This window comes from Neorhizobium sp. 2083 (assembly GCF_031455615.1).
GTDB lineage: Bacteria > Pseudomonadota > Alphaproteobacteria > Rhizobiales > Rhizobiaceae > Neorhizobium.
This window is the reverse complement of the sequence record NZ_JAVDTC010000016.1, coordinates 1-19,905: the sequence shown is the minus strand read 5'-3', so window position 1 is coordinate 19,905 and position 19,905 is coordinate 1. Positions and strand designations below refer to the sequence as shown.

The 19,905-nt window shown below is 60.5% G+C and carries 16 protein-coding genes, 1 tRNA gene and 1 pseudogene; 2 read left to right on the top strand and 16 right to left on the bottom strand.

The features are described 5' to 3' along the window. From J2X76_RS31245 to rpsL, 4 genes are all read right to left on the bottom strand, one after another. On the bottom strand, nucleotides 1-94 hold a 94-nt coding region (locus tag J2X76_RS31245), incomplete at its 3' end, for a GTP-binding protein (protein ID WP_018010120.1). A 67-nt stretch (nucleotides 95-161) separates the two neighbouring features. Next, nucleotides 162-2,261: an elongation factor G gene (gene fusA, locus J2X76_RS31240; protein ID WP_113131342.1), complete on the bottom strand. Its 2,100-nt coding sequence runs from the start codon at nucleotides 2,259-2,261 to the stop codon at nucleotides 162-164. A gap of 33 nt (nucleotides 2,262-2,294) precedes the next feature. Further along, the gene (gene rpsG / locus J2X76_RS31235; RefSeq protein WP_113131341.1) at nucleotides 2,295-2,765 is read right to left on the bottom strand and encodes a 30S ribosomal protein S7; all 471 of its coding nucleotides are present in this window, start codon (nucleotides 2,763-2,765) and stop codon (nucleotides 2,295-2,297) included. 78 nt (nucleotides 2,766-2,843) lie between these two features. Next, nucleotides 2,844-3,215 carry a 30S ribosomal protein S12 gene (gene rpsL, locus J2X76_RS31230; protein WP_003547537.1) on the bottom strand — a complete coding sequence of 124 codons (372 nt, stop codon included), beginning with the start codon at nucleotides 3,213-3,215 and terminating at the stop codon, nucleotides 2,844-2,846. A gap of 485 nt (nucleotides 3,216-3,700) precedes the next feature. Here rpsL and J2X76_RS31225 point away from each other — a divergent pair, with 485 nt between their 5' ends. Continuing rightward, nucleotides 3,701-3,994 carry a hypothetical protein gene (locus tag J2X76_RS31225; RefSeq protein WP_046635345.1) on the top strand — a complete coding sequence of 98 codons (294 nt, stop codon included), beginning with the start codon at nucleotides 3,701-3,703 and terminating at the stop codon, nucleotides 3,992-3,994. 248 nt (nucleotides 3,995-4,242) lie between these two features. Here J2X76_RS31225 and rpoC read toward each other — a convergent pair whose 3' ends face one another. The 11 genes from rpoC to J2X76_RS31170 form a co-directional block, all read right to left on the bottom strand. Next, nucleotides 4,243-8,454, bottom strand: a complete 4,212-nt coding sequence (gene rpoC / locus J2X76_RS31220) for a DNA-directed RNA polymerase subunit beta' (protein ID WP_113131340.1) — start codon at nucleotides 8,452-8,454, stop codon at nucleotides 4,243-4,245. A 186-nt stretch (nucleotides 8,455-8,640) separates the two neighbouring features. Then, nucleotides 8,641-12,777, bottom strand: a complete 4,137-nt coding sequence (gene rpoB, locus J2X76_RS31215; protein WP_113131339.1) for a DNA-directed RNA polymerase subunit beta — start codon at nucleotides 12,775-12,777, stop codon at nucleotides 8,641-8,643. Between the two features lie 249 nt (nucleotides 12,778-13,026). Beyond that, nucleotides 13,027-13,407 carry a 50S ribosomal protein L7/L12 gene (gene rplL, locus J2X76_RS31210; protein ID WP_210011564.1) on the bottom strand — a complete coding sequence of 127 codons (381 nt, stop codon included), beginning with the start codon at nucleotides 13,405-13,407 and terminating at the stop codon, nucleotides 13,027-13,029. Nucleotides 13,408-13,467: 60 nt separating this feature from the next. Next, nucleotides 13,468-13,989, bottom strand: a complete 522-nt coding sequence (gene rplJ / locus J2X76_RS31205) for a 50S ribosomal protein L10 (RefSeq protein WP_113131338.1) — start codon at nucleotides 13,987-13,989, stop codon at nucleotides 13,468-13,470. 336 nt (nucleotides 13,990-14,325) lie between these two features. Next, a complete protein-coding gene (gene rplA / locus J2X76_RS31200) occupies nucleotides 14,326-15,021 on the bottom strand; it encodes a 50S ribosomal protein L1 (protein WP_007770611.1) in 696 nt (231 codons plus the stop codon). Nucleotide 15,022: 1 nt separating this feature from the next. Next, the gene (rplK, locus tag J2X76_RS31195) at nucleotides 15,023-15,454 is read right to left on the bottom strand and encodes a 50S ribosomal protein L11 (protein WP_007770613.1); all 432 of its coding nucleotides are present in this window, start codon (nucleotides 15,452-15,454) and stop codon (nucleotides 15,023-15,025) included. A 178-nt stretch (nucleotides 15,455-15,632) separates the two neighbouring features. Then, nucleotides 15,633-16,163, bottom strand: a complete 531-nt coding sequence (nusG, locus tag J2X76_RS31190; protein WP_007770615.1) for a transcription termination/antitermination protein NusG — start codon at nucleotides 16,161-16,163, stop codon at nucleotides 15,633-15,635. Nucleotides 16,164-16,178: 15 nt separating this feature from the next. Then, entirely contained in the window at nucleotides 16,179-16,379 is a 201-nt protein-coding gene (gene secE / locus J2X76_RS31185) for a preprotein translocase subunit SecE (RefSeq protein WP_007770617.1), read from the bottom strand. 197 nt (nucleotides 16,380-16,576) lie between these two features. Next, nucleotides 16,577-16,652 (bottom strand) — tRNA-Trp (locus tag J2X76_RS31180). A gap of 112 nt (nucleotides 16,653-16,764) precedes the next feature. Further along, nucleotides 16,765-18,159 (bottom strand): capsular biosynthesis protein, encoded by a 1,395-nt coding sequence (locus J2X76_RS31175; RefSeq protein WP_310221775.1) that lies wholly within the window; start codon nucleotides 18,157-18,159, stop codon nucleotides 16,765-16,767. After that, nucleotides 18,156-18,596 carry a hypothetical protein gene (locus J2X76_RS31170; RefSeq protein WP_310221773.1) on the bottom strand — a complete coding sequence of 147 codons (441 nt, stop codon included), beginning with the start codon at nucleotides 18,594-18,596 and terminating at the stop codon, nucleotides 18,156-18,158. The genes J2X76_RS31175 and J2X76_RS31170 overlap by 4 nt, the downstream gene beginning before the upstream one ends. Here J2X76_RS31170 and J2X76_RS31165 point away from each other — a divergent pair. Next, nucleotides 18,588-19,610 (top strand): capsular biosynthesis protein, encoded by a 1,023-nt coding sequence (locus J2X76_RS31165; protein ID WP_310221771.1) that lies wholly within the window; start codon nucleotides 18,588-18,590, stop codon nucleotides 19,608-19,610. The two genes, J2X76_RS31170 and J2X76_RS31165, sit on opposite strands and share 9 nt — an antisense overlap. A 97-nt stretch (nucleotides 19,611-19,707) precedes the next feature. On the opposite strand, the pseudogene tuf reads toward J2X76_RS31165, so the two are convergent. Beyond that, nucleotides 19,708-19,905, bottom strand: a pseudogene (gene tuf / locus J2X76_RS31160) (elongation factor Tu); the annotation flags it as partial.

The window sequence follows — 19,905 nt, the reverse complement described above, 5'->3', positions numbered from 1 at the left end:
TCGCGGCCGTCAGCGACGTCTTGCCATGGTCAACGTGACCGATCGTGCCAATGTTGACGTGCGGCTTGTTGCGCTCAAACTTGCTCTTTGCCATTTCCGGCTTCTCCGTTCTTATCCCCGTCAGGGGTTATTCTCTCATTGATTGGGCGGGGTTACCCCGGTCACTTCTGACCGGAGTACTTGGCCTGGATCTCGGTTGCGACGTTGTTCGGAACCGGTGCGTAGTGATCGAAGGTCATCGAGTACTGCGCGCGGCCCTGCGACATGGAGCGCAGGTTGTCGACGTACTTGAACATGTTCGCCAGCGGCACGTGGGCATTGATCACGACGGCGATGCCGCGCGATTCCTGACCCTGGATCTGGCCACGACGGGAGTTCAGGTCGCCGATGACGTCACCGACGTAATCTTCCGGAGTGACGACTTCGACCTTCATCATCGGCTCGAGGAGCTGAGCGCCGGCCTTCTTCGCGGCTTCACGGAAGCACGCGCGGGAGGCGATTTCGAACGCCAGGACCGACGAGTCGACGTCGTGGAAGGCACCGTCGATGAGCGTCGCCTTGACGCCCAGCATCGGGAAGCCTGCCAGCGGACCGGAGGACAGAACGCTTTCGATACCCTTCTGAACGCCCGGGATGTATTCCTTCGGAACAGCACCGCCGACGATCTTGGATTCGAACTTGAAGTCGTCGCCTTCCGGGTTCGGTTCGAAGATGATCTTGACGCGCGCGAACTGGCCGGTACCACCGGACTGCTTCTTGTGCGTGTAGTCTTCTTCGTGCTGGCGCGTGATGGTTTCGCGGTAAGCAACCTGCGGCGCGCCGACGTTTGCTTCAACCTTGAATTCGCGGCGCATGCGGTCGACGATGATGTCGAGATGCAGTTCGCCCATGCCGGCGATGATCGTCTGACCCGATTCCTGGTCCGTCTTCACGCGGAAGGACGGATCTTCGGCAGCCAGGCGGTTGAGCGCGAGGCCCATCTTTTCCTGGTCGCCCTTGGACTTCGGCTCGATGGCGATCTGGATGACCGGCTCGGGGAATTCCATGCGCTCGAGGATGACCGGCTTCAGGGGATCGCAGAGCGTGTCACCCGTGGTGGTTTCCTTGAGGCCTGCAAGAGCAACGATGTCGCCTGCGAAGGCTTCTTCGATGTCTTCACGGGAGTTCGAGTGCATCTGCAGCATCCGGCCGACGCGCTCGCGCTTGTCCTTGACCGTGTTCATGACCGACGAACCCTTTTCGAGCTTGCCGGAATAGATGCGGGCGAAGGTGAGCGAACCAACGAAGGGGTCGTTCATGATCTTGAACGCGAGCATGGAAAGCGGCTCGTTGTCGTCAGCGTGACGCTCGATCTCGGCTTCCGTCTTGAAGTCGATGCCCTTGATCGCCGGGATGTCGAGCGGCGACGGCAGGTATTCGACGACGGCGTCGAGGAGCGGCTGAACGCCCTTGTTCTTGAACGCGGTGCCGCAGAACATCGGGTGGAACTTGACGTCGATCGTGCCGCGGCGAACCAGGGCGCGGATCTTGTCGTTGTCCGGCATGACGCCGTTCAGGTAGTCTTCCATCGCCTGTTCGTCGATCTCGACAACCGTCTCGATCAGCTTTTCGCGATATTCTTCGGCCTTGTCCTTCAGGTCTTCCGGGATTTCGACGACGTCCCACTGGGCGCCGAGCGATTCATCACGCCAGACGAGAGCGTTCATCTCGATCAGGTCGACAACACCCTTGAACTCGGTTTCAGCGCCGATCGGCAGCTGCATGACGACGGCCGTTGCGCCGAGACGGGTCTTGATCATCTCGACGGAGCGGTAGAAGTCCGCACCGGTCTTGTCCATCTTGTTGCAGAAGATCATGCGCGGAACGTTGTACTTCTCGGCCTGACGCCAGACGGTTTCCGTCTGCGGCTCTACGCCTGCGTTGGCATCGAGAAGAGCGATCGCACCGTCGAGCACGCGCAACGAACGTTCGACTTCGATGGTGAAGTCGACGTGGCCGGGGGTGTCGATGATGTTGAAGCGGCGCATCTTGCCGTCACGGCCCTTCCAGAAGGTCGTGGTCGCAGCAGAGGTGATCGTGATGCCACGCTCCTGCTCCTGCTCCATCCAGTCCATCGTGGCTGCGCCATCGTGAACTTCGCCGATCTTGTGCGACTTGCCGGTGTAATAAAGGATACGCTCGGTGGTCGTGGTCTTGCCGGCGTCGATATGCGCCATGATACCGAAATTGCGGTAGTCTTCGATTTTATATTCGCGAGCCATAGGACTGCCTTTCGAAATTCGATCGGGTGAAGATTACCAACGGTAATGCGAGAATGCGCGGTTGGCGTCGGCCATCTTGTGCGTGTCTTCACGCTTCTTGACGGCGCTGCCACGGTTGTTCGCAGCATCCATGAGTTCACCGGAAAGACGATCGACCATGGTGGTCTCGTTACGCTTGCGGGCAGCAGCGATCACCCAACGGATCGCCAGCGCCTGACGGCGCTCGGGACGGACGTCGACCGGAACCTGGTAGGTTGCACCACCGACGCGGCGCGAACGCACTTCGACGTGCGGCGCGACGTTGTCGAGCGCCTGATGGAAAACTGTGACCGGATCCTGCTTGGACTTGCCCTGCACGGCGTCAAACGCACCATACACAATGGTTTCGGCCACGGACTTCTTGCCGTGGAGCATGATCGCATTCATGAACTTCGTGACGACCAGATCGCCGAACTTCGGGTCCGGGTTGATCTCACGCTTCTCTGCACTATGGCGTCGGGACATACTTCTCGTCTCTCAATTGTTGCGGGCGCTTTACCACGCGGAGAACCTCGCGCAGCGCCGGATAATCAGAATTCCGAATTACTTCGGACGCTTCGCACCGTACTTCGAACGGCGCTGCTTGCGGTTCTTGACGCCCTGGGTGTCGAGAACGCCGCGGATGATGTGGTAGCGAACGCCCGGCAAGTCCTTGACGCGGCCGCCGCGGATCATCACGACGGAGTGTTCCTGCAGGTTGTGGCCTTCACCCGGGATATAGCCGATGACTTCGAAGCCGTTGGTCAGGCGGATCTTGGCAACCTTACGCAGAGCCGAGTTCGGCTTCTTCGGGGTCGTCGTGTAGACGCGGGTGCAAACGCCGCGCTTCTGGGGATTTTCCTGCAGAGCAGGAACCTTGTTACGCTTTACGTTCGCCTGGCGAGGCTTGCGGATCAGCTGGTTTACGGTAGGCATTCAACCATCCCTTACGTTTTTCTCAGTACCCTTTCGGGCCGATCTGATGCCGTTTCCGGCGGCGGCACACACATTTCCTCATGCGCAAAACGTGGCCCGATCCGCTTTTCCGGATGGACCACAGAAAGCAGAGGACGCATTCCTCATGCGTCGTGCGTGCAGCATTCGTATCTTCAACGTGCGTATGGAACCGTGTCTGAGGCATACTCCGGAACGAGTCATTCCGAACGGGCAAGCCTCACATCGCTTCCGATGCGGGGCGTGTACTGTTTTCCCCCCTGTCCGTCAAGACCGAATCCTAATTTATTGCCCCGAACCCTTGGTTTCAGGGCCAAACGGAGGGTTTCGAGGCGGGGTTTCATGAAATATGACATACCTTCGCGGATAATGTTTGGGAATCATCGCCGATCGCACTAAAGAGTGCGGGAACCTTCCGTTCCGGCTCGCCTTCGGACGATACCAGAGATTCGCTTGCGGAGATGACCATGATCGCCACACCCGACAATGACAACAACCTCGACGGGCCGATGGTCTTCATCATCATCGGCAAGGGCTATGAGACGAAAGGGGCCGAGGGCATCGAGCTGCATATCATGCTGCGCGCGCCCGACGACGATTCCGCCGTGCGCGAAGCGCTCAACGCGCTCTCCGAAGAAGGCTTCATCGAAGCCGACCTCGACCAGATCGGCGTCCTGACCGACGAACCCACCGAGGAGCCGCATGCCTCCGCCTACCAGGGCGCGCTCGAAGGCGAAGTGGCGATCATCCGGTTCGAGTAGTCCCGGTCGACGACGAGGCGCGACCGCCCTCGCCTCCTCCTCCGTTTTGCGGACGCAAGGTGCGGATCTGTCCTCGTTCTTCGTTGCTTCCCGATAGCAGCGATGCTGCCCCCATTTCGCCAATCAATGCCCGAAGCCGCCGAACATCTCCGGCGGCTTTTTTGTTGTCCGCTCCCTTGGCCGCTCAAAACGAAAAAACCGCCCGGATCGCTCCGGGCGGTTTTGATTTCCAATCGGCAAAAGCCGGATTATTCGGCGGCCGAAGCCTTTTCGCCGGCGAGGTCCTGAAGCATCGGGGTGGCGGACGAAGCGCCCGAACCCTTCTTGCGTTCTTCCAGGATGAGCTCGTCGCGCGACGTGGCGATACGGCGGATCTGGGTCATGGTGCCGCCGGTACCGGCCGGGATGAGACGGCCGACGATGACGTTTTCCTTGAGGCCCTGGAGCGTGTCCATCTTGCCGGCGATCGCAGCTTCCGTCAGCACCTTGGTCGTTTCCTGGAAGGACGCGGCCGAGATGAAGGACGGGGTCTGCAGCGACGCCTTGGTGATGCCGAGCAGAACCGGTTCGCCGTAAGCGGGCTTCTTGCCTTCTTCGGCGAGACGCTCGTTGGCTTCGTCCAGTTCAATCCGGTCGACATTGTCACCGACGATGTACTGGCTGTCGCCGGCATCGGTGATCTCGACCTTCTGCAGCATCTGACGGACGATCACCTCGATGTGCTTGTCGTTGATGACAACGCCCTGCAGACGATAGACTTCCTGGATTTCGTTGACGAGGTAGGAAGCGAGTGCTTCCACGCCCTTGATCGCCAGGATGTCGTGGGGTGCCGGATTGCCGTCGAGGATGTAGTCGCCCTTTTCGATGTAGTCGCCTTCCTGAAGGTGGAAGGGCTTGCCCTTCGGGATCAGGTATTCGACCGGTTCGACACCGTCTTCGGCAGGCTCGATCATGACGCGACGCTTGTTCTTGTAGTCGCGGCCGAGGCGGATCGTACCATCGATCTCAGCGATGATGGCGTGATCCTTCGGACGACGGGCTTCGAAGAGCTCGGCGACGCGCGGCAGACCACCGGTGATGTCCTTGGTCTTGGCGCTTTCCATCGGCACACGGGCGAGAACGTCGCCCTGGCTGACCTTGGCACCCGGCTCGACCGACAGGATGGCGTCGACCGACAGGTTGAAGCGGGCTTCGCCACCGCGGGCCAGCTTCATGATGTTGCCGGAAGCGTCCTTGATGACGATCGCCGGCTTCAGGTCGGTGCCACGCGGGGTGGAACGCCAGTCGATGACCTGGCGCTTGGTGATGCCGGTGGATTCGTCGGTCGATTCCGAAACCGAGATCGAGTCGACCACGTCTTCGAACTGAACCGTACCTTCGACTTCCGTCATCATCGGGCGCGTGTAGGGGTCCCACTCTGCCAGACGCTGACCGCGACGAACCTTGTCGCCGTCATCCACGAACAGCTTCGAACCGTAGGCGACGCGCTGCGAGGAACGCTCGACGCCGCGCTCGTCAAGAATGGTGACCGCCATGTTGCGGCCCATCGCGACGAGAACGCCTTCGGAGTTCCGCAGCATGTTGCGGTTCTTGATCTGGATCGTGCCTTCGTAGGACGCTTCCAGGAACGACTGGTCGACCACGTTTGCCGTACCGCCCAGGTGGAAGGTACGCATGGTGAGCTGGGTTCCCGGCTCGCCGATCGACTGAGCAGCGATGACGCCGACGGCTTCGCCCATGTTAACCGGCGTACCACGGGCCAGATCTCGGCCGTAGCAGACCGAGCAGACGCCCGTCTGGACTTCGCAGGTCAGTGCGGAACGAATGCGGATCGACTGGATACCAGCCTTTTCGATCTCGATGACATCCGGCTCGAGGATCATCTTGCCGGCATCGACGATGCGCGCACCGGTGACCGGATGATCGATATCGTCCAGCGCGGTACGGCCGAGGACGCGGGCACCGATCGACGCCACGACCTGACCGGCGTCAACGATCGCCGTCATGGTGAGGCCGCTCTCGGTACCGCAATCGACGAGGTTGACGATGCAGTCCTGGGCGACGTCGACGAGACGACGGGTCAGGTAACCGGAGTTCGCGGTCTTCAAGGCGGTGTCTGCGAGACCCTTACGGGCACCGTGGGTCGAGTTGAAGTACTCGTTAACGGTCAGGCCTTCCTTGAAGTTCGAGATGATCGGCGTCTCGATGATTTCGCCCGAGGGCTTGGCCATCAGGCCGCGCATGCCGCCCAGCTGGCGCATCTGGTTCGGTGAACCGCGGGCACCCGAGTGCGACATCATGTAGATGGCGTTCATCTGCTTCTGGCGACCGGTTTCCGGATCGAACTCGACGGCCTTGATGCGGGCCATCATGTCCTCGGCTACCTTTTCGGTGGCCTTGCCCCAGGCGTCGACGACCTTGTTGTACTTCTCGCCCTGAGTGATCAGGCCGTCGTTGTACTGCTGCTCGTATTCCTTCACCAGGGCTTCGGTTTCGCCGACGATCTTCACCTTGGTGTCCGGAATGACCATGTCGTCCTTGCCGAACGAAATGCCGGCACGGCAGGCATGGGTAAAGCCGAGCTGCATGATGCGGTCGCAGAAGATCACCGTGTCCTTCTGACCGCAGTGACGGTAGACCGTGTCGATCATCTTGGAGATGTTCTTCTTGGTCATTTCCTGGTTGCAGGTCTCGAACGGCACGTTGACGTTCTTCGGCAGAAGTTCGCCGATGATCATGCGGCCGGGGGTCGTTTCATAGATCTTGGAAACCGGCTTGCCTTCGGCGTCCACGGTCTTGAAGCGGCCGCGGATCTTGGCATGCAGGGTGACGACCTTGTTTTCCAGAGCGTGATGCAGTTCGCCCATGTCGGAGAAGGCCATGCCTTCACCCGGCTCGTTCTGGTTCATGATCGCCAGATAGTAGAGGCCGAGAACCATGTCCTGCGACGGAACGATGATCGGTGCGCCGTTGGCCGGGTGCAGGATGTTGTTCGTCGACATCATCAGCACGCGGGCTTCGAGCTGGGCTTCCAGCGACAGCGGCACGTGAACGGCCATCTGGTCGCCGTCGAAGTCGGCGTTGAAGGCCGTGCAGACGAGCGGATGCAGCTGGATCGCCTTGCCTTCGACCAGGATCGGTTCGAAGGCCTGGATGCCCAGGCGGTGCAGCGTCGGTGCGCGGTTCAGGAGAACCGGATGTTCGCGGATGACCTCGTCGAGGATATCCCAGACTTCCGGCTTTTCCTTTTCAACCAGCTTCTTGGCCTGCTTGACGGTCGAGGAGTAACCCTTGGCGTCGAGGCGGGCGTAGATGAACGGCTTGAACAGTTCGAGCGCCATCTTCTTCGGCAGGCCGCACTGGTGCAGCTTGAGTTCCGGACCGGTCACGATGACCGAACGGCCGGAATAGTCGACGCGCTTGCCGAGCAGGTTCTGGCGGAAGCGGCCCTGCTTGCCCTTGAGCATGTCGGACAGCGACTTCAGCGGACGCTTGTTGGCGCCGGTGATGACGCGGCCACGGCGGCCGTTGTCGAACAGCGCGTCCACAGATTCCTGCAGCATGCGCTTTTCGTTGCGGATGATGATGCCCGGAGCGCGCAGTTCGATCAGGCGCTTCAGACGGTTGTTACGGTTGATGACGCGGCGATAGAGATCGTTCAGGTCGGACGTCGCGAAACGGCCGCCATCGAGCGGAACCAGCGGACGCAGGTCCGGCGGGATCACCGGCACGACCTTCATGATCATCCATTCCGGGCGGTTGCCGGATTCCATGAAGTTCTCGACGATCTTCAGGCGCTTCATCAGCTTCTTCTGCTTCAGATCCGACGTGGTGTCGGCAAGTTCCGAACGCAGGTCGCCGGCGATCTTTTCGAGATTCATCGAGGCGAGCATCTCATAGATGGCCTCGGCGCCGATCATCGCCGTGAACTGATCTTCGCCGAACTCGTCGACGGCGATCATGTATTCTTCTTCGGAAAGAAGCTGGTTTTCCTTGAGCGAGGTGAGGCCCGGCTCAGTGACGATGTAGTTCTCGAAATAGAGGACGCGTTCGACATCCTTCAGCGTCATGTCGAGAAGGGTCGAGATGCGCGACGGAAGCGACTTCAGGAACCAGATATGGGCAACGGGAGCGGCGAGCTCGATATGGCCCATGCGCTCGCGGCGAACGCGCGACAGCGTAACTTCGACGCCGCACTTTTCGCAGATGATGCCCTTGTACTTCATGCGCTTGTACTTGCCGCACAGGCACTCATAGTCCTTGATCGGCCCGAAGATGCGCGCGCAGAAGAGGCCGTCGCGTTCCGGCTTGAAGGTACGGTAGTTGATGGTCTCCGGCTTTTTGATTTCGCCGTAGGACCAGGAGAGAATCTTCTCCGGAGACGCGATCGAGATCCGGATCGAGTCGAAGTGCTGTGCAGGCACCTGCGGATTGAAAAGATTCATGACCTCTTGGTTCATGCCTATCTCCTTTAGGGGCGGAAGCCCTCAGCTGGCGATCGATACGGTCCGAATTCCCGGCAAGGACCGCCCGATGCTCTAAAACGGTATTAGCCGCGAAATGCGGCAAAAATCCCCCTGCCCTTCGGTGCGAACCGGGGGCGGGAGTGGCGCGCGCCCATTCCTGGCGCGCGCCGGCTTTTGTTCTTATTCGGCTGCGTCCGGCAACTGACCGGCAGTCGCATCGTCGATCTTCGAGTTCTCGAGTTCGACGGACAGGCCGAGAGAGCGCATTTCCTTGACGAGAACGTTGAAGCTCTCCGGAATGCCCGCCTCGAACGTGTCGTCGCCGCGCACGATCGCTTCGTAGACCTTGGTGCGGCCGGCCACGTCGTCAGACTTCACGGTCAGCATTTCCTGCAGCGTGTAGGCAGCGCCGTAGGCTTCGAGAGCCCAGACTTCCATTTCGCCGAAGCGCTGGCCGCCGAACTGCGCCTTGCCGCCAAGCGGCTGCTGGGTGACGAGCGAGTACGGACCGATCGAACGCGCATGGATCTTGTCGTCCACGAGGTGGTTCAGCTTGATCATGTACATGTAGCCGACAGTCACCTTGCGGTCGAACTGCTCGCCGGTACGGCCGTCGTAGAGCACGGACTGACCGGACGGGTTGAGGCCCGCCTTGGTGAGCATCGCCGCAACGTCCGGCTCATGCGCGCCGTCGAAGACCGGCGTTGCGATCGACAGACCACGCTTGGACTGCTCGGCCAGGCGAACGAGAGACTCGTCGTCGAAGCTTGCAACTTCGGCGTTCGCCTCGCTCTCATAGGCTTCCGTCAGTTCCTTCTTCAGGTCGGTGATGTCGTTCGACTTGCGGTACTCTTCGAGCAACGCACCGATGCGCTTGCCCATGCCGGCGCAAGCCCAGGCGAGATGCGTCTCGAGGATCTGGCCGACGTTCATGCGTGAAGGCACGCCGAGCGGGTTCAGAACGATGTCGACATGCGTGCCGTCTTCGAGGAACGGCATGTCCTCTACCGGTACGATGCGCGACACGACGCCCTTGTTGCCGTGACGGCCGGCCATCTTGTCGCCCGGCTGGATCTTGCGCTTCACAGCGACGAAGACCTTGACCATCTTCATGACGCCCGGAGGCATTTCGTCGCCGCGCTGGACCTTTTCGACCTTGTCCATGAAGCGCTGTTCAAGGCGCGACTTGGATTCGTCGTACTGGCCGCGGAGCGCTTCGATTTCGCCCTGCACCTTTTCGTCCTCGACTGCGAACATCCACCACTGCGAGCGGGGGTATTCGGAGACGACGGCGTTGGAAAGCTCGACGCCCTTCTTGAAGCCCTTCGGACCGGCAACCGACATCTGGCCGCGCAGCATGTCCATCAGACGGCCGTAGACGTTACGGTCGAGGATGGCCTGTTCGTCGTCGCGGTCCTTGGCGAGGCGTTCGATTTCCTCACGCTCGATCGCCATGGCGCGTTCGTCCTTCTCCACGCCGTGGCGGTTGAAGACGCGAACTTCGACGATCGTGCCGAAAGTGCCCGGAGGCATGCGCATGGAGGTGTCGCGAACGTCGGACGCCTTTTCGCCGAAGATGGCGCGCAGAAGCTTTTCTTCCGGCGTCATCGGGCTTTCGCCCTTCGGGGTGATCTTGCCGACGAGGATGTCGCCCGGCTGGACTTCGGCGCCGATATAGACGATGCCGGCTTCGTCGAGGTTCTTCAGCGCTTCTTCCGAAACGTTCGGAATGTCGCGGGTGATTTCTTCAGGACCAAGCTTTGTGTCGCGCGCCATCACTTCGAATTCCTCGATGTGGATGGAGGTGAACACGTCGTCGGCAACGATACGCTCGGAGAGCAGGATCGAGTCTTCGTAGTTGTAGCCGTTCCAGGGCATGAACGCGACGAGCGCGTTGCGGCCGAGCGCCAAGTCACCCAGGTCGGTCGACGGACCGTCGGCGATGATGTCACCCTTGTTGAGGATGTCACCAACCGAAACCAGCGGACGCTGGTTGACGCAGGTGTTCTGGTTCGAACGCTGGAACTTCATCAGGCGGTAGATATCGACGCCGGACTTCGACGGATCGAGGTCTTCGGTGGCGCGGATAACGATACGGGTCGCGTCGACCTGGTCGACGACGCCGCCGCGGCGGGCAGCGATGGCGGCGCCGCTATCGCGGGCGACGACCGGTTCCATGCCGGTACCGACGAACGGAGCTTCAGCGCGTACCAGCGGCACGGCCTGACGCTGCATGTTCGAGCCCATCAGAGCGCGGTTGGCGTCGTCGTTTTCCAGGAACGGAATAAGCGCTGCCGCGACCGAGACAAGCTGCTTCGGCGAGACGTCCATCAGGTTGATGGTGTCGCGCGGCGACAGCATGACTTCGCCGGCGTGACGGCAAACGACGAATTCTTCGACGAAGGCACCTTCCGGCGTCAGCTCGGAATTCGCCTGAGCAACGTAGTACTTCGCCTCTTCCATGGCGGAGAGGTAAAGCACTTCCTTGGTGACGACGCCGTCGATGATCTTGCGGTACGGGCTTTCGATGAAGCCGTACTTGTTGACGCGGGCAAATGTCGCAAGCGAGTTGATCAGACCGATGTTCGGGCCTTCCGGCGTTTCGATCGGGCAGATACGGCCGTAATGGGTCGGATGCACGTCGCGGACTTCGAAGCCGGCGCGCTCGCGGGTCAGACCACCCGGGCCAAGTGCCGAAAGACGGCGCTTGTGGGTGATTTCCGACAGCGGGTTCACCTGGTCCATGAACTGCGACAGCTGCGAGGAGCCGAAGAATTCGCGAACCGCGGCGGCTGCCGGCTTCGCGTTGATCAGATCCTGCGGCATGACGGTGTCGATCTCGATCGACGACATGCGTTCCTTGATGGCGCGTTCCATGCGGAGCAGACCGAGGCGGTACTGATTTTCCATCAGTTCGCCGACAGAACGGACGCGGCGGTTGCCGAGGTTGTCGATGTCGTCGATCTCGCCCTTGCCGTCGCGCAGTTCGACCAGCATCTTGACCACGGCCAGGATGTCGTCCTTGCGCAACGTGCGGACGGTGTCGGCGACTTCGAGGTCGAGACGCATGTTCATCTTGACGCGGCCGACGGCGGAGAGGTCGTAACGCTCCGCATCGAAGAACAGCGAGTTGAACATGGCTTCGGCCGATTCCATGGTCGGCGGTTCGCCCGGACGCATGACGCGGTAGATGTCGAACAGAGCGTCCTGACGGTTCTCGTTCTTGTCGGCGGCAAGCGTGTTGCGGATATAGGCGCCGACATTGATATGGTCGATGCCGAGAACCGGGATCTCGTCGAAACCTGCATTCAGGATGATCGGCAGGGTCTTTTCGTCGATTTCGTCGCCGGCTTCGAGATAGATCTCGCCGGTTTCCATGTTGACGATGTCTTCGGCCAGATAGTTGCCGTAGAGGTCGTCATTGGTCGCCTTCAGGGCCTTCAGGCCCTTGTCCGTCAACTGACGGAGCAGGCGCGGCGTGAGCTTCTTGCCGGATTCGACAACGACTTCGCCGGTATCGGCGTCGACCATGTCGGAAAGCGCCTTGGCGCCCTTAAGGGTTTCCGGCTGGAACGGAATCCGCCAGCCGTCGCCGTCGCGCTGATAGGACGACTTCGTGTAGAAGGTCGACAGGATGTCTTCGCCGTCCATGCCGAGCGCCATCAAGAGCGAGGTCACGGGGATCTTGCGGCGGCGGTCGATACGGGCGTAGACGATATCCTTGGCGTCGAATTCGATGTCGAGCCAGGAACCGCGATAGGGAATGACGCGGGCTGCGAAAAGCAGCTTGCCGGAAGAGTGGCTCTTGCCCTTGTCATGGTCGAAGAAAACGCCCGGCGAACGGTGCATCTGGGACACGATGACGCGCTCGGTGCCGTTCACGATGAACGTACCGTTGTCGGTCATGAGCGGCATGTCGCCCATGTAGACCGACTGCTCCTTGATGTCCTTGATCGACTTTGCGCCCGTATCCTCGTCGATATCGAACACGATCAGGCGCAGCGTCACCTTCAGCGGCGCAGCATAGGTCAGATCGCGCTGACGGCATTCTTCCACGTCGAACTTCGGCAGTTCGAATTCGTAGGACACGAATTCGAGCATGGAGGCGCCGGAAAAATCGGTGATCGGGAAGACCGACCGGAAAACAGCGTTCAGACCTTCGTCCGGACGGCCGCCCTTCGGCTCATCGACCATGAGGAACTGGTCATAGGATGCCTTCTGAACCTCGATGAGGTTCGGCATTTCGGTGACTTCGGGGATTTTTCCAAAAAACTTGCGTACGCGCCTGCGACCATTAAAGGAAAGGGTCTGAGCCATCGTCGCTCCTTCAAACTTGCATCCGGGCCTGCAACGGACGGGGTTCGCTGGCCAGTCGATCCCGTCGATCAATGGGTATTCCCAATCTCGTCCCACCTCTCGAACACGCCAGGCCGGATTGCCTTTTCGGTTCGATTCGGGACCATCCTCTTGAGAACCCATTACCCAGGAACCGTTTTGGACGGTTCCTGGGTAATATGTTCGGAGGAAACCGGCGAGAGAGGAGACCTCTCCCGCCGCATTCCGATATTACTTAACGTCGACCTTGGCGCCGGCGTCCTCAAGCTTCTTCTTGAGGTCAGCGGCTTCAGCCTTGTTGACGCCTTCCTTGACAGCCTTCGGAGCGGCTTCAACGAGATCCTTGGCTTCCTTGAGGCCCAGGCCGGTGATGGCGCGGACTTCCTTGATGACGTTGATCTTGTTGGCGCCGGCATCAGCGAGGATGACGTCGAACTCGGTCTTTTCTTCTTCAGCCGGAGCAGCGGCACCAGCAGCGCCACCAGCAGCAGCAACAGCTACCGGAGCAGCTGCGGAAACGCCCCACTTCTCTTCGAGCAGCTTGGAAAGCTCAGCAGCTTCCAGAACGGTCAGAGCAGAGAGGTCTTCAACGATCTTTGCGAGATCAGCCATTTTATTAGTTCCTTATATTCGGTTCGAACTTGGTTTGGGTATGAACAGCGAAAAACCGCCTTACGCGGCTTCCTCGTCCTTCTTGGCGTAGGCCGCGAACACGCGGGCAAGCTGGCTTGCCGGTGCGGCGACAACCGTAGCGACGCGGGTGGCCGGGGCATTCAAGAGGCCCAGCAGCTTGCCGCGAAGCTCGTCCAGCGAAGGCAGGGTCGCAAGCGACTTGACCGCATCCGCAGAGAGCGTGGTTGCACCCATGGCGCCGCCGAGCACAACGATCTTGTCGTTGGTCTTGGCGAAATCCATGACGACCTTCGGAGCCGTTACCGGGTCTTCGCTGAATGCGATCAGCGTCTGACCCTTGAAGAGATTGGACATCCCTTCCGACTCCGTACCCTGAAGAGCGATCTTGGCCAGACGGTTCTTCGCGACTTTGACGGTGCCGCCAGCAGCGCGCATCTTCGAACGAAAATCGTTCATCTGCGCAACTGTGACACCAGCATAGTGGGCCACGACAACCGAACCGGAAGCCTTAAAGACTTCGTTCAGCTCCGTGACAAATTCGCGCTTTTCCGCTCTTTCCACTGTCTGTCTCCAGTTGACGGGACCGCAATCCTGCAGGCCCCATCGGGTTGCCTTTGCCTCAAGGGATCCCTTGTTAGGACCCCAAGCGACGCTTGAGGATCCTGTCCCCTCGCACTGTCGCCACAGGGGCTCCAGGCACAAGGCACACTAGGCTCGAACCGAATTTTAAAGCGCCTGGGCGCTCATGAATCTCGGGTCTTACCCGTCTCATGCAGGCAATTAAGGCCTAAGCCACCTGCAATCTCGGACAGGAATTCCGGATTTCTCCGGAAATTCCCGGCCCCGAAGGACCGGGAATTCAGTCGACCGAAACCCGAAGGCTCCGGCAATTCATAATCAGGCCGTGACCGTCGACGGATCGATCTTGACGCCCGGACCCATGGTCGAGGAGATCGCTACGCGCTTGACGTAGTTGCCCTTGGCGCCAGCCGGCTTGGCCTTGATGACCGCATCAGCGAAAGCCTTGATGTTCTCTTCGAGAGCCTTGGCTTCGAAGGAGGCCTTGCCGATACCGGCATGGATGATGCCAGCCTTCTCGACGCGGAACTCGACAGCACCGCCCTTGGAAGCCTTGACGGCGCCCGTGACGTCCATGGTGACGGTTCCGACCTTCGGGTTCGGCATCATGCCGCGCGGGCCGAGAACCTTACCGAGGCGGCCGACGAGCGGCATCATGTCCGGGGTGGCGATGCAGCGATCGAAATCGATCTTGCCGCCCTGGACGATTTCGACGAGGTCTTCGGCGCCGACGATGTCCGCGCCGGCTGCCTTGGCTTCGTCAGCCTTGGCGCCACGTGCGAAAACGGCGACGCGAACGTCACGGCCGGTGCCGTTCGGCAGGTTGACCACGCCGCGGACCATCTGGTCTGCGTGACGCGGATCAACGCCGAGGTTCATGGAGATTTCGACGGTTTCGTCGAACTTCGCCGTGGCACGAACCTTGACCATCGAGATGGCTTCCGTCAGGGCGACCAGCTTAGTGGGGTCGACGCCTTCGCGGATCTTCTGAATACGCTTTGCAAGCTTTGCCATGTTAAGCCACCACTTCCAGGCCCATGGCGCGGGCAGAGCCCTCGATCATGGCCATTGCGCCTTCGATGTCGGCAGCGTTCAGATCCTTCATCTTGGCTTCGGCGATCGTCTTGATCTGAGCCTTGGTGAGGGTGCCGGCCTTGGCGCCCTTGCCCGGGGTCTTGGAACCCGAAGTGATCTTCGCTTCCTTCTTCAGCCAATAGCTGACCGGAGGCTGCTTCATCGCGAACGTGAAGGACTTGTCCTGGAAATAGGTGATGACGACCGGGATCGGCATGCCCTTTTCCATTTCCTGCGTGGCGGCGTTGAACGCCTTGCAGAATTCCATGATGTTGATGCCGCGCTGACCAAGTGCAGGACCGATCGGCGGGGACGGATTGGCCGACCCTGCCTTCACCTGCAGCTTGAGCTGGCCCATAACTTTCTTAGCCATTACTCTCTGCCTTTCGTTAGGGACCGGTTTCCCGATCCGACATGCCGGCTCTCGCCGGCGGCTGCGGTTGCGTGGTTCGGCCAAAGTGCCCGGCTAAAGGCACCGAACCTCCCACGCGCTTGCGGCGAACGCCGCGCGAGGCCCGCTGAGCAAACAGCAGGCCCCATTTAAAAACTCATCAGACCTTTTCGACCTGAGCGTATTCCAGCTCGACCGGGGTCGCGCGACCGAAGATCGAGACTTCGACCTTGAGGCGCGAGCGCTCTTCGTCGACATCCTGGACGGTGCCGTTGAACGACGCGAACGGACCGTCGGAAACGCGAACCTGCTCGCCGATCTCGAAAGTGATCGAGGACTTCGGCCGCTCGACGCCTTCCTGGACCTGGCCAAGGATGCGCTCGGCCTCAAAGTCCGGGATCGGAACCGGCTTATTGTCGGAACCGAGGAAGCCGGTGACCTTCGGCGTGTTCTTGATCAGGTGATAGGCTTCGTCAGTCAGGTTGGCCCGAACCATGACGTAACCCGGAAAGAACTTGCGTTCCGAATCCACCTTGCGGCCGCGACGCACCTCGACGACCTTTTCGGTCGGCACGAGGATCTTCTCGAACAAATGCTCAAGCCCCTTCTGGCGAGCCTTGTTCTCGATATCCTCGGCAACCTTCTTCTCAAAATTAGAATATGCGTGGACGATGTACCAACGCGCCGCCATCTTCATTCTCCAGAATCAAACGCTGACGTTCAGTACGAGACGTAGCAGCCAGCCCATAAGCTGGTCGGCAGCGAAGAAAAACAGTGCAGCGAACACAACCATAACCAGAACCATGGCCGTGGAGATCATGGTCTCGCGACGAGACGGCCAATGGATTTTCGTCGCTTCGGAGCGCACCTGGCGCAGAAACGTAACGGGATTGGTTTTGGATGCCATAGATTGTCCACGCAATTACGGCACGTAAAGCTGAACTCGCTCAGCCCCACGCACCGCGTGTCTGTTTTGACCTACATAAACACCCCTTCCCCTTTACACAAGAGGGAAAACAGTGTTCGATGAAATTTCGCCGTCTTGCACGGCCGCCATTTCCCGACAATTCCGCTGCGGATAATCTCGCGCCAATCATCTGGAAGTGGCAGGGGCGGCCGGGCTTGAACCGACGACCTGCGGTTTTGGAGACCGCCGCTCTACCAACTGAGCTACACCCCTTCAACCCTGGCGGATCGTAAACCGGAACTCCGGTTCGCCGCCAACTGGCTAGGCGCTCCCTTTAAGGGGATGCGCCGCGCTTTGCAAGAGCATTTTTGAATATCGGGCCGTTCTATCTGAGCTTTCGGCCAGACCTGTCGGACGCGTCCACAAAGCGGACGACCGAAAGCGCCGGCTCGGCCCCACCAGCGAGAATTTCCTTGCCCGGCAGCTCAATCCCGCCCGGCAACAGGCCGGAGGAATGGGGCTTCCGGTCGGGGGATACCGGCAGTCGCCGCCAGGAAAGGCGCGGCGGCCGCGCCACATAGGCATCCGGCTGATTGACCAGGCCGCCCGAGATACGGGCGACTATCCCCTCGATGCCGTGCTTGCGGCCTTCCTTGTGGTAGAAATTGCCCTTCACCTGGATGCTGCCGGCGAGCGCCTTGATGAAATCGGCGAGCAGTCGCGAATCGATCGGCTCGGGATGGCGCCAGAAACTGTCGATCCCGCCCTGATGGGTGAGGCCCGGCACGTCGTAGACCGCGGCTCCAACGGCGATCGTCGGCACCCCGGCCCGCAGACTGTGCATGGCCGTCGTCGAATTGACCACGATAGTGCCGTGCGCGTTGCGCAAAATGGTGGTCAGGTCGCCCTTTTCGATGAAGACCACCCTGCCCTGCACGCGATGGCGTGTTGCAAGACGGGCAACAACCTTGCGCCAGCCTTCCAGATCATTGTCGAGCGGATGCTGCTTGACGATCAGCCGGCTGTTTTCCGGTGCATAGCGGGCAAAGGACTGGATCGTCTGCTCCAGCATCTGGGAGAGATGCCGGTAGGGCGAATTGGCGCGGATCTGGTAGTCGCTCTGGAGCTGGAGGGCGAGAAGGTAATTCTTCTTGGACGTGTCGTCGAAGAAACCTTCCGGCAGGTCGTGCCGCGGCCGGAACATGCGCGGCAGCCAGGAGAGATAATCGAACAGCGGATCATAATACTTGTCGGACCGATAGAACGGGAACATCGGCCGGCCGAAATAGGCGGCGAGATTATAGACGACCTCGTTCGTCGCCTCCTGGCTGAACGTATGGCCGAAATGCGCCTTGAGATCGGGGACACCCACCTTGGCGGCGATCTGCCTGATATGATCCGGGTCATTGGGAAAATGCGAGAACCGCCCCATGCCATCCCGCTCAAGGGTGATCCAGTCGGGCCTCAGATAGCCGAATTCCACCGCATGGCACCGGACACCCAGCTTGCGGGCGACATGGGACGCGAGACGGTGATAGGGAAGCCGGTCGGCGTAATAGAGGACGTCGGTAAAACCTTCGCGGCGGATCAGGTCCGCCAGATAACGCGGCCAGGCGCGCAGCGTGCCGCGATAGTTGATCGCGCCGCGCTTGCGCCAGTAGAGCTGGTCACCGAAGGAAAAATTGACACGCTTGGTTGCGATCCCCTGCGTCTCGAAAGCGTCCGCCAGCTCACGCCAGAATACCGAAGGTGGCCCTTGCAGGAACAGGACTTTCGTCATGCGGAAACCAGTGCTGGTTGAGACTCGGATCTTACAAAGGCGGTTTCAATTGCAAAATTTGTCGATAAGTATCGGCGGCATCTTTCAACAACGCAGCTCGCCTCGTCAATGCCAAACCCGACGCCCACAGTTTTTCCAACAGGTTGTGTGACATGAAAGCCCGCACGTTCCTGTTTCTCCAGGGGCCGGCCTCGCCTTTCCTCAGGCTGCTGGCTGAAGCCGTTGAAAAGAAAGGCGCTTCCGTCCGTCATATCGGCCTGTGCCTTGGAGATATGGCGTTTTGGTGGCCGAGGAAGGGGGATTTTTTCACAGGCCGCGCGAATGAATGGCGTATGTATCTCAAAAGTTACATTCGCGATCACGCTGTCACGGACATTGTCATGCTGGGCGACGGCCGCTTTCCCCATGCGACGGCGGCGGAGATCGGCATGGAGCATGGTGTTCGGATCCACATCCTCGAACACGGCTATCTGCGGCCCGACTGGCTGACCATCGAACCCGACGGCATGTCGGCCCATTCCCGTTTCCCTCGGGAACCAGTTGAAATCGGCAGGCTGGCTGCCGGCCGCCCTGCGGTTGCACCGGGCGGCCTCTACCGGTCGAGCTTCCTCACCTATGCGCTTTACGATCTCGCCTACCATGTTCCGAACGTGCTTCTCGGCTGGCTGGTCCATCCCCATTACCGGACGCATGGGCCGGTGCATCCGTTGGTGGAATATGGCGGCTGGATCTGGAAGGCGCTGACCTTCTCCCCGCGCCGGCGAAAGGCCGGAAAAGCCATCGCCGCCTGCCTGTCACCCGACGCGAACGGGCATGCGCATTTCTTCCTGTTTCCGCTGCAACTGCCCGGGGATTACCAGATCCGCAGCCAGTCACCGCGCGGAGACTTGTTCAAGCTGGTGGATGCGGTGATCGCCTCCTTCGCACGGCATGCCCCTCCTGAAAGCCGGCTGCTCTTCAAGGTGCACCCGATCGACAACGGTCTGTCCCGCTGGGCCGCCCGAGTAGGCGACGCGGCCGAACGCCTTGGCGTGGCGGACCGCATGTTCGTCGCCGACGGCGGCAATACCGACGATCTGATCGGAAGGTCGGCGGGCATCGTCACCGTCAATTCCACGGTCGGGCTGACGGCGCTTGGCCTCGGCAAGCCGGTCATCGCGCTGGGCTCGGCAATCTACGACGTGCCCGGCCTCACCTTCCAGGACAGTCTTGCCGCCTTCTGGCAGCGCCCGACGCCACCCGATGCGGTCCTGTTCGACGCCTTCACGCGGGCACTTGCGGCAACGACGCAGGTCCGTGGGGGCTTCATCGGCCCAGAAGCGATCCGCGCCGGCGTCGAGAATGTCGCCGAGCGGCTGCTGGAAACCGAAGAGCGCCTGCCAATCGCTTTCCGCAAGCCGCGCGGCACGGCAAACTTCCGCTACGGGAGCGAGCTCTTTCCGGGAAACTGACTCCGGGTGAGCTTATCGATTGACTCACGGTCAGGCTCAAACGGAAAAGGCCCCGCCGTTGCCGGCAGGGCCCTGTCTATTCCGATGTCGCTGTCGATTATTCGACGATCGAGGCAACGATGCCGGCGCCGACGGTACGGCCGCCTTCGCGGATCGCGAAGCGCAGCTTTTCTTCCATCGCGATCGGCACGATCAGCTCGACGGCAACCGTGACGTTGTCGCCCGGCATCACCATTTCCGTGCCTTCCGGAAGCGTGACGATGCCCGTCACGTCCGTCGTGCGGAAGTAGAACTG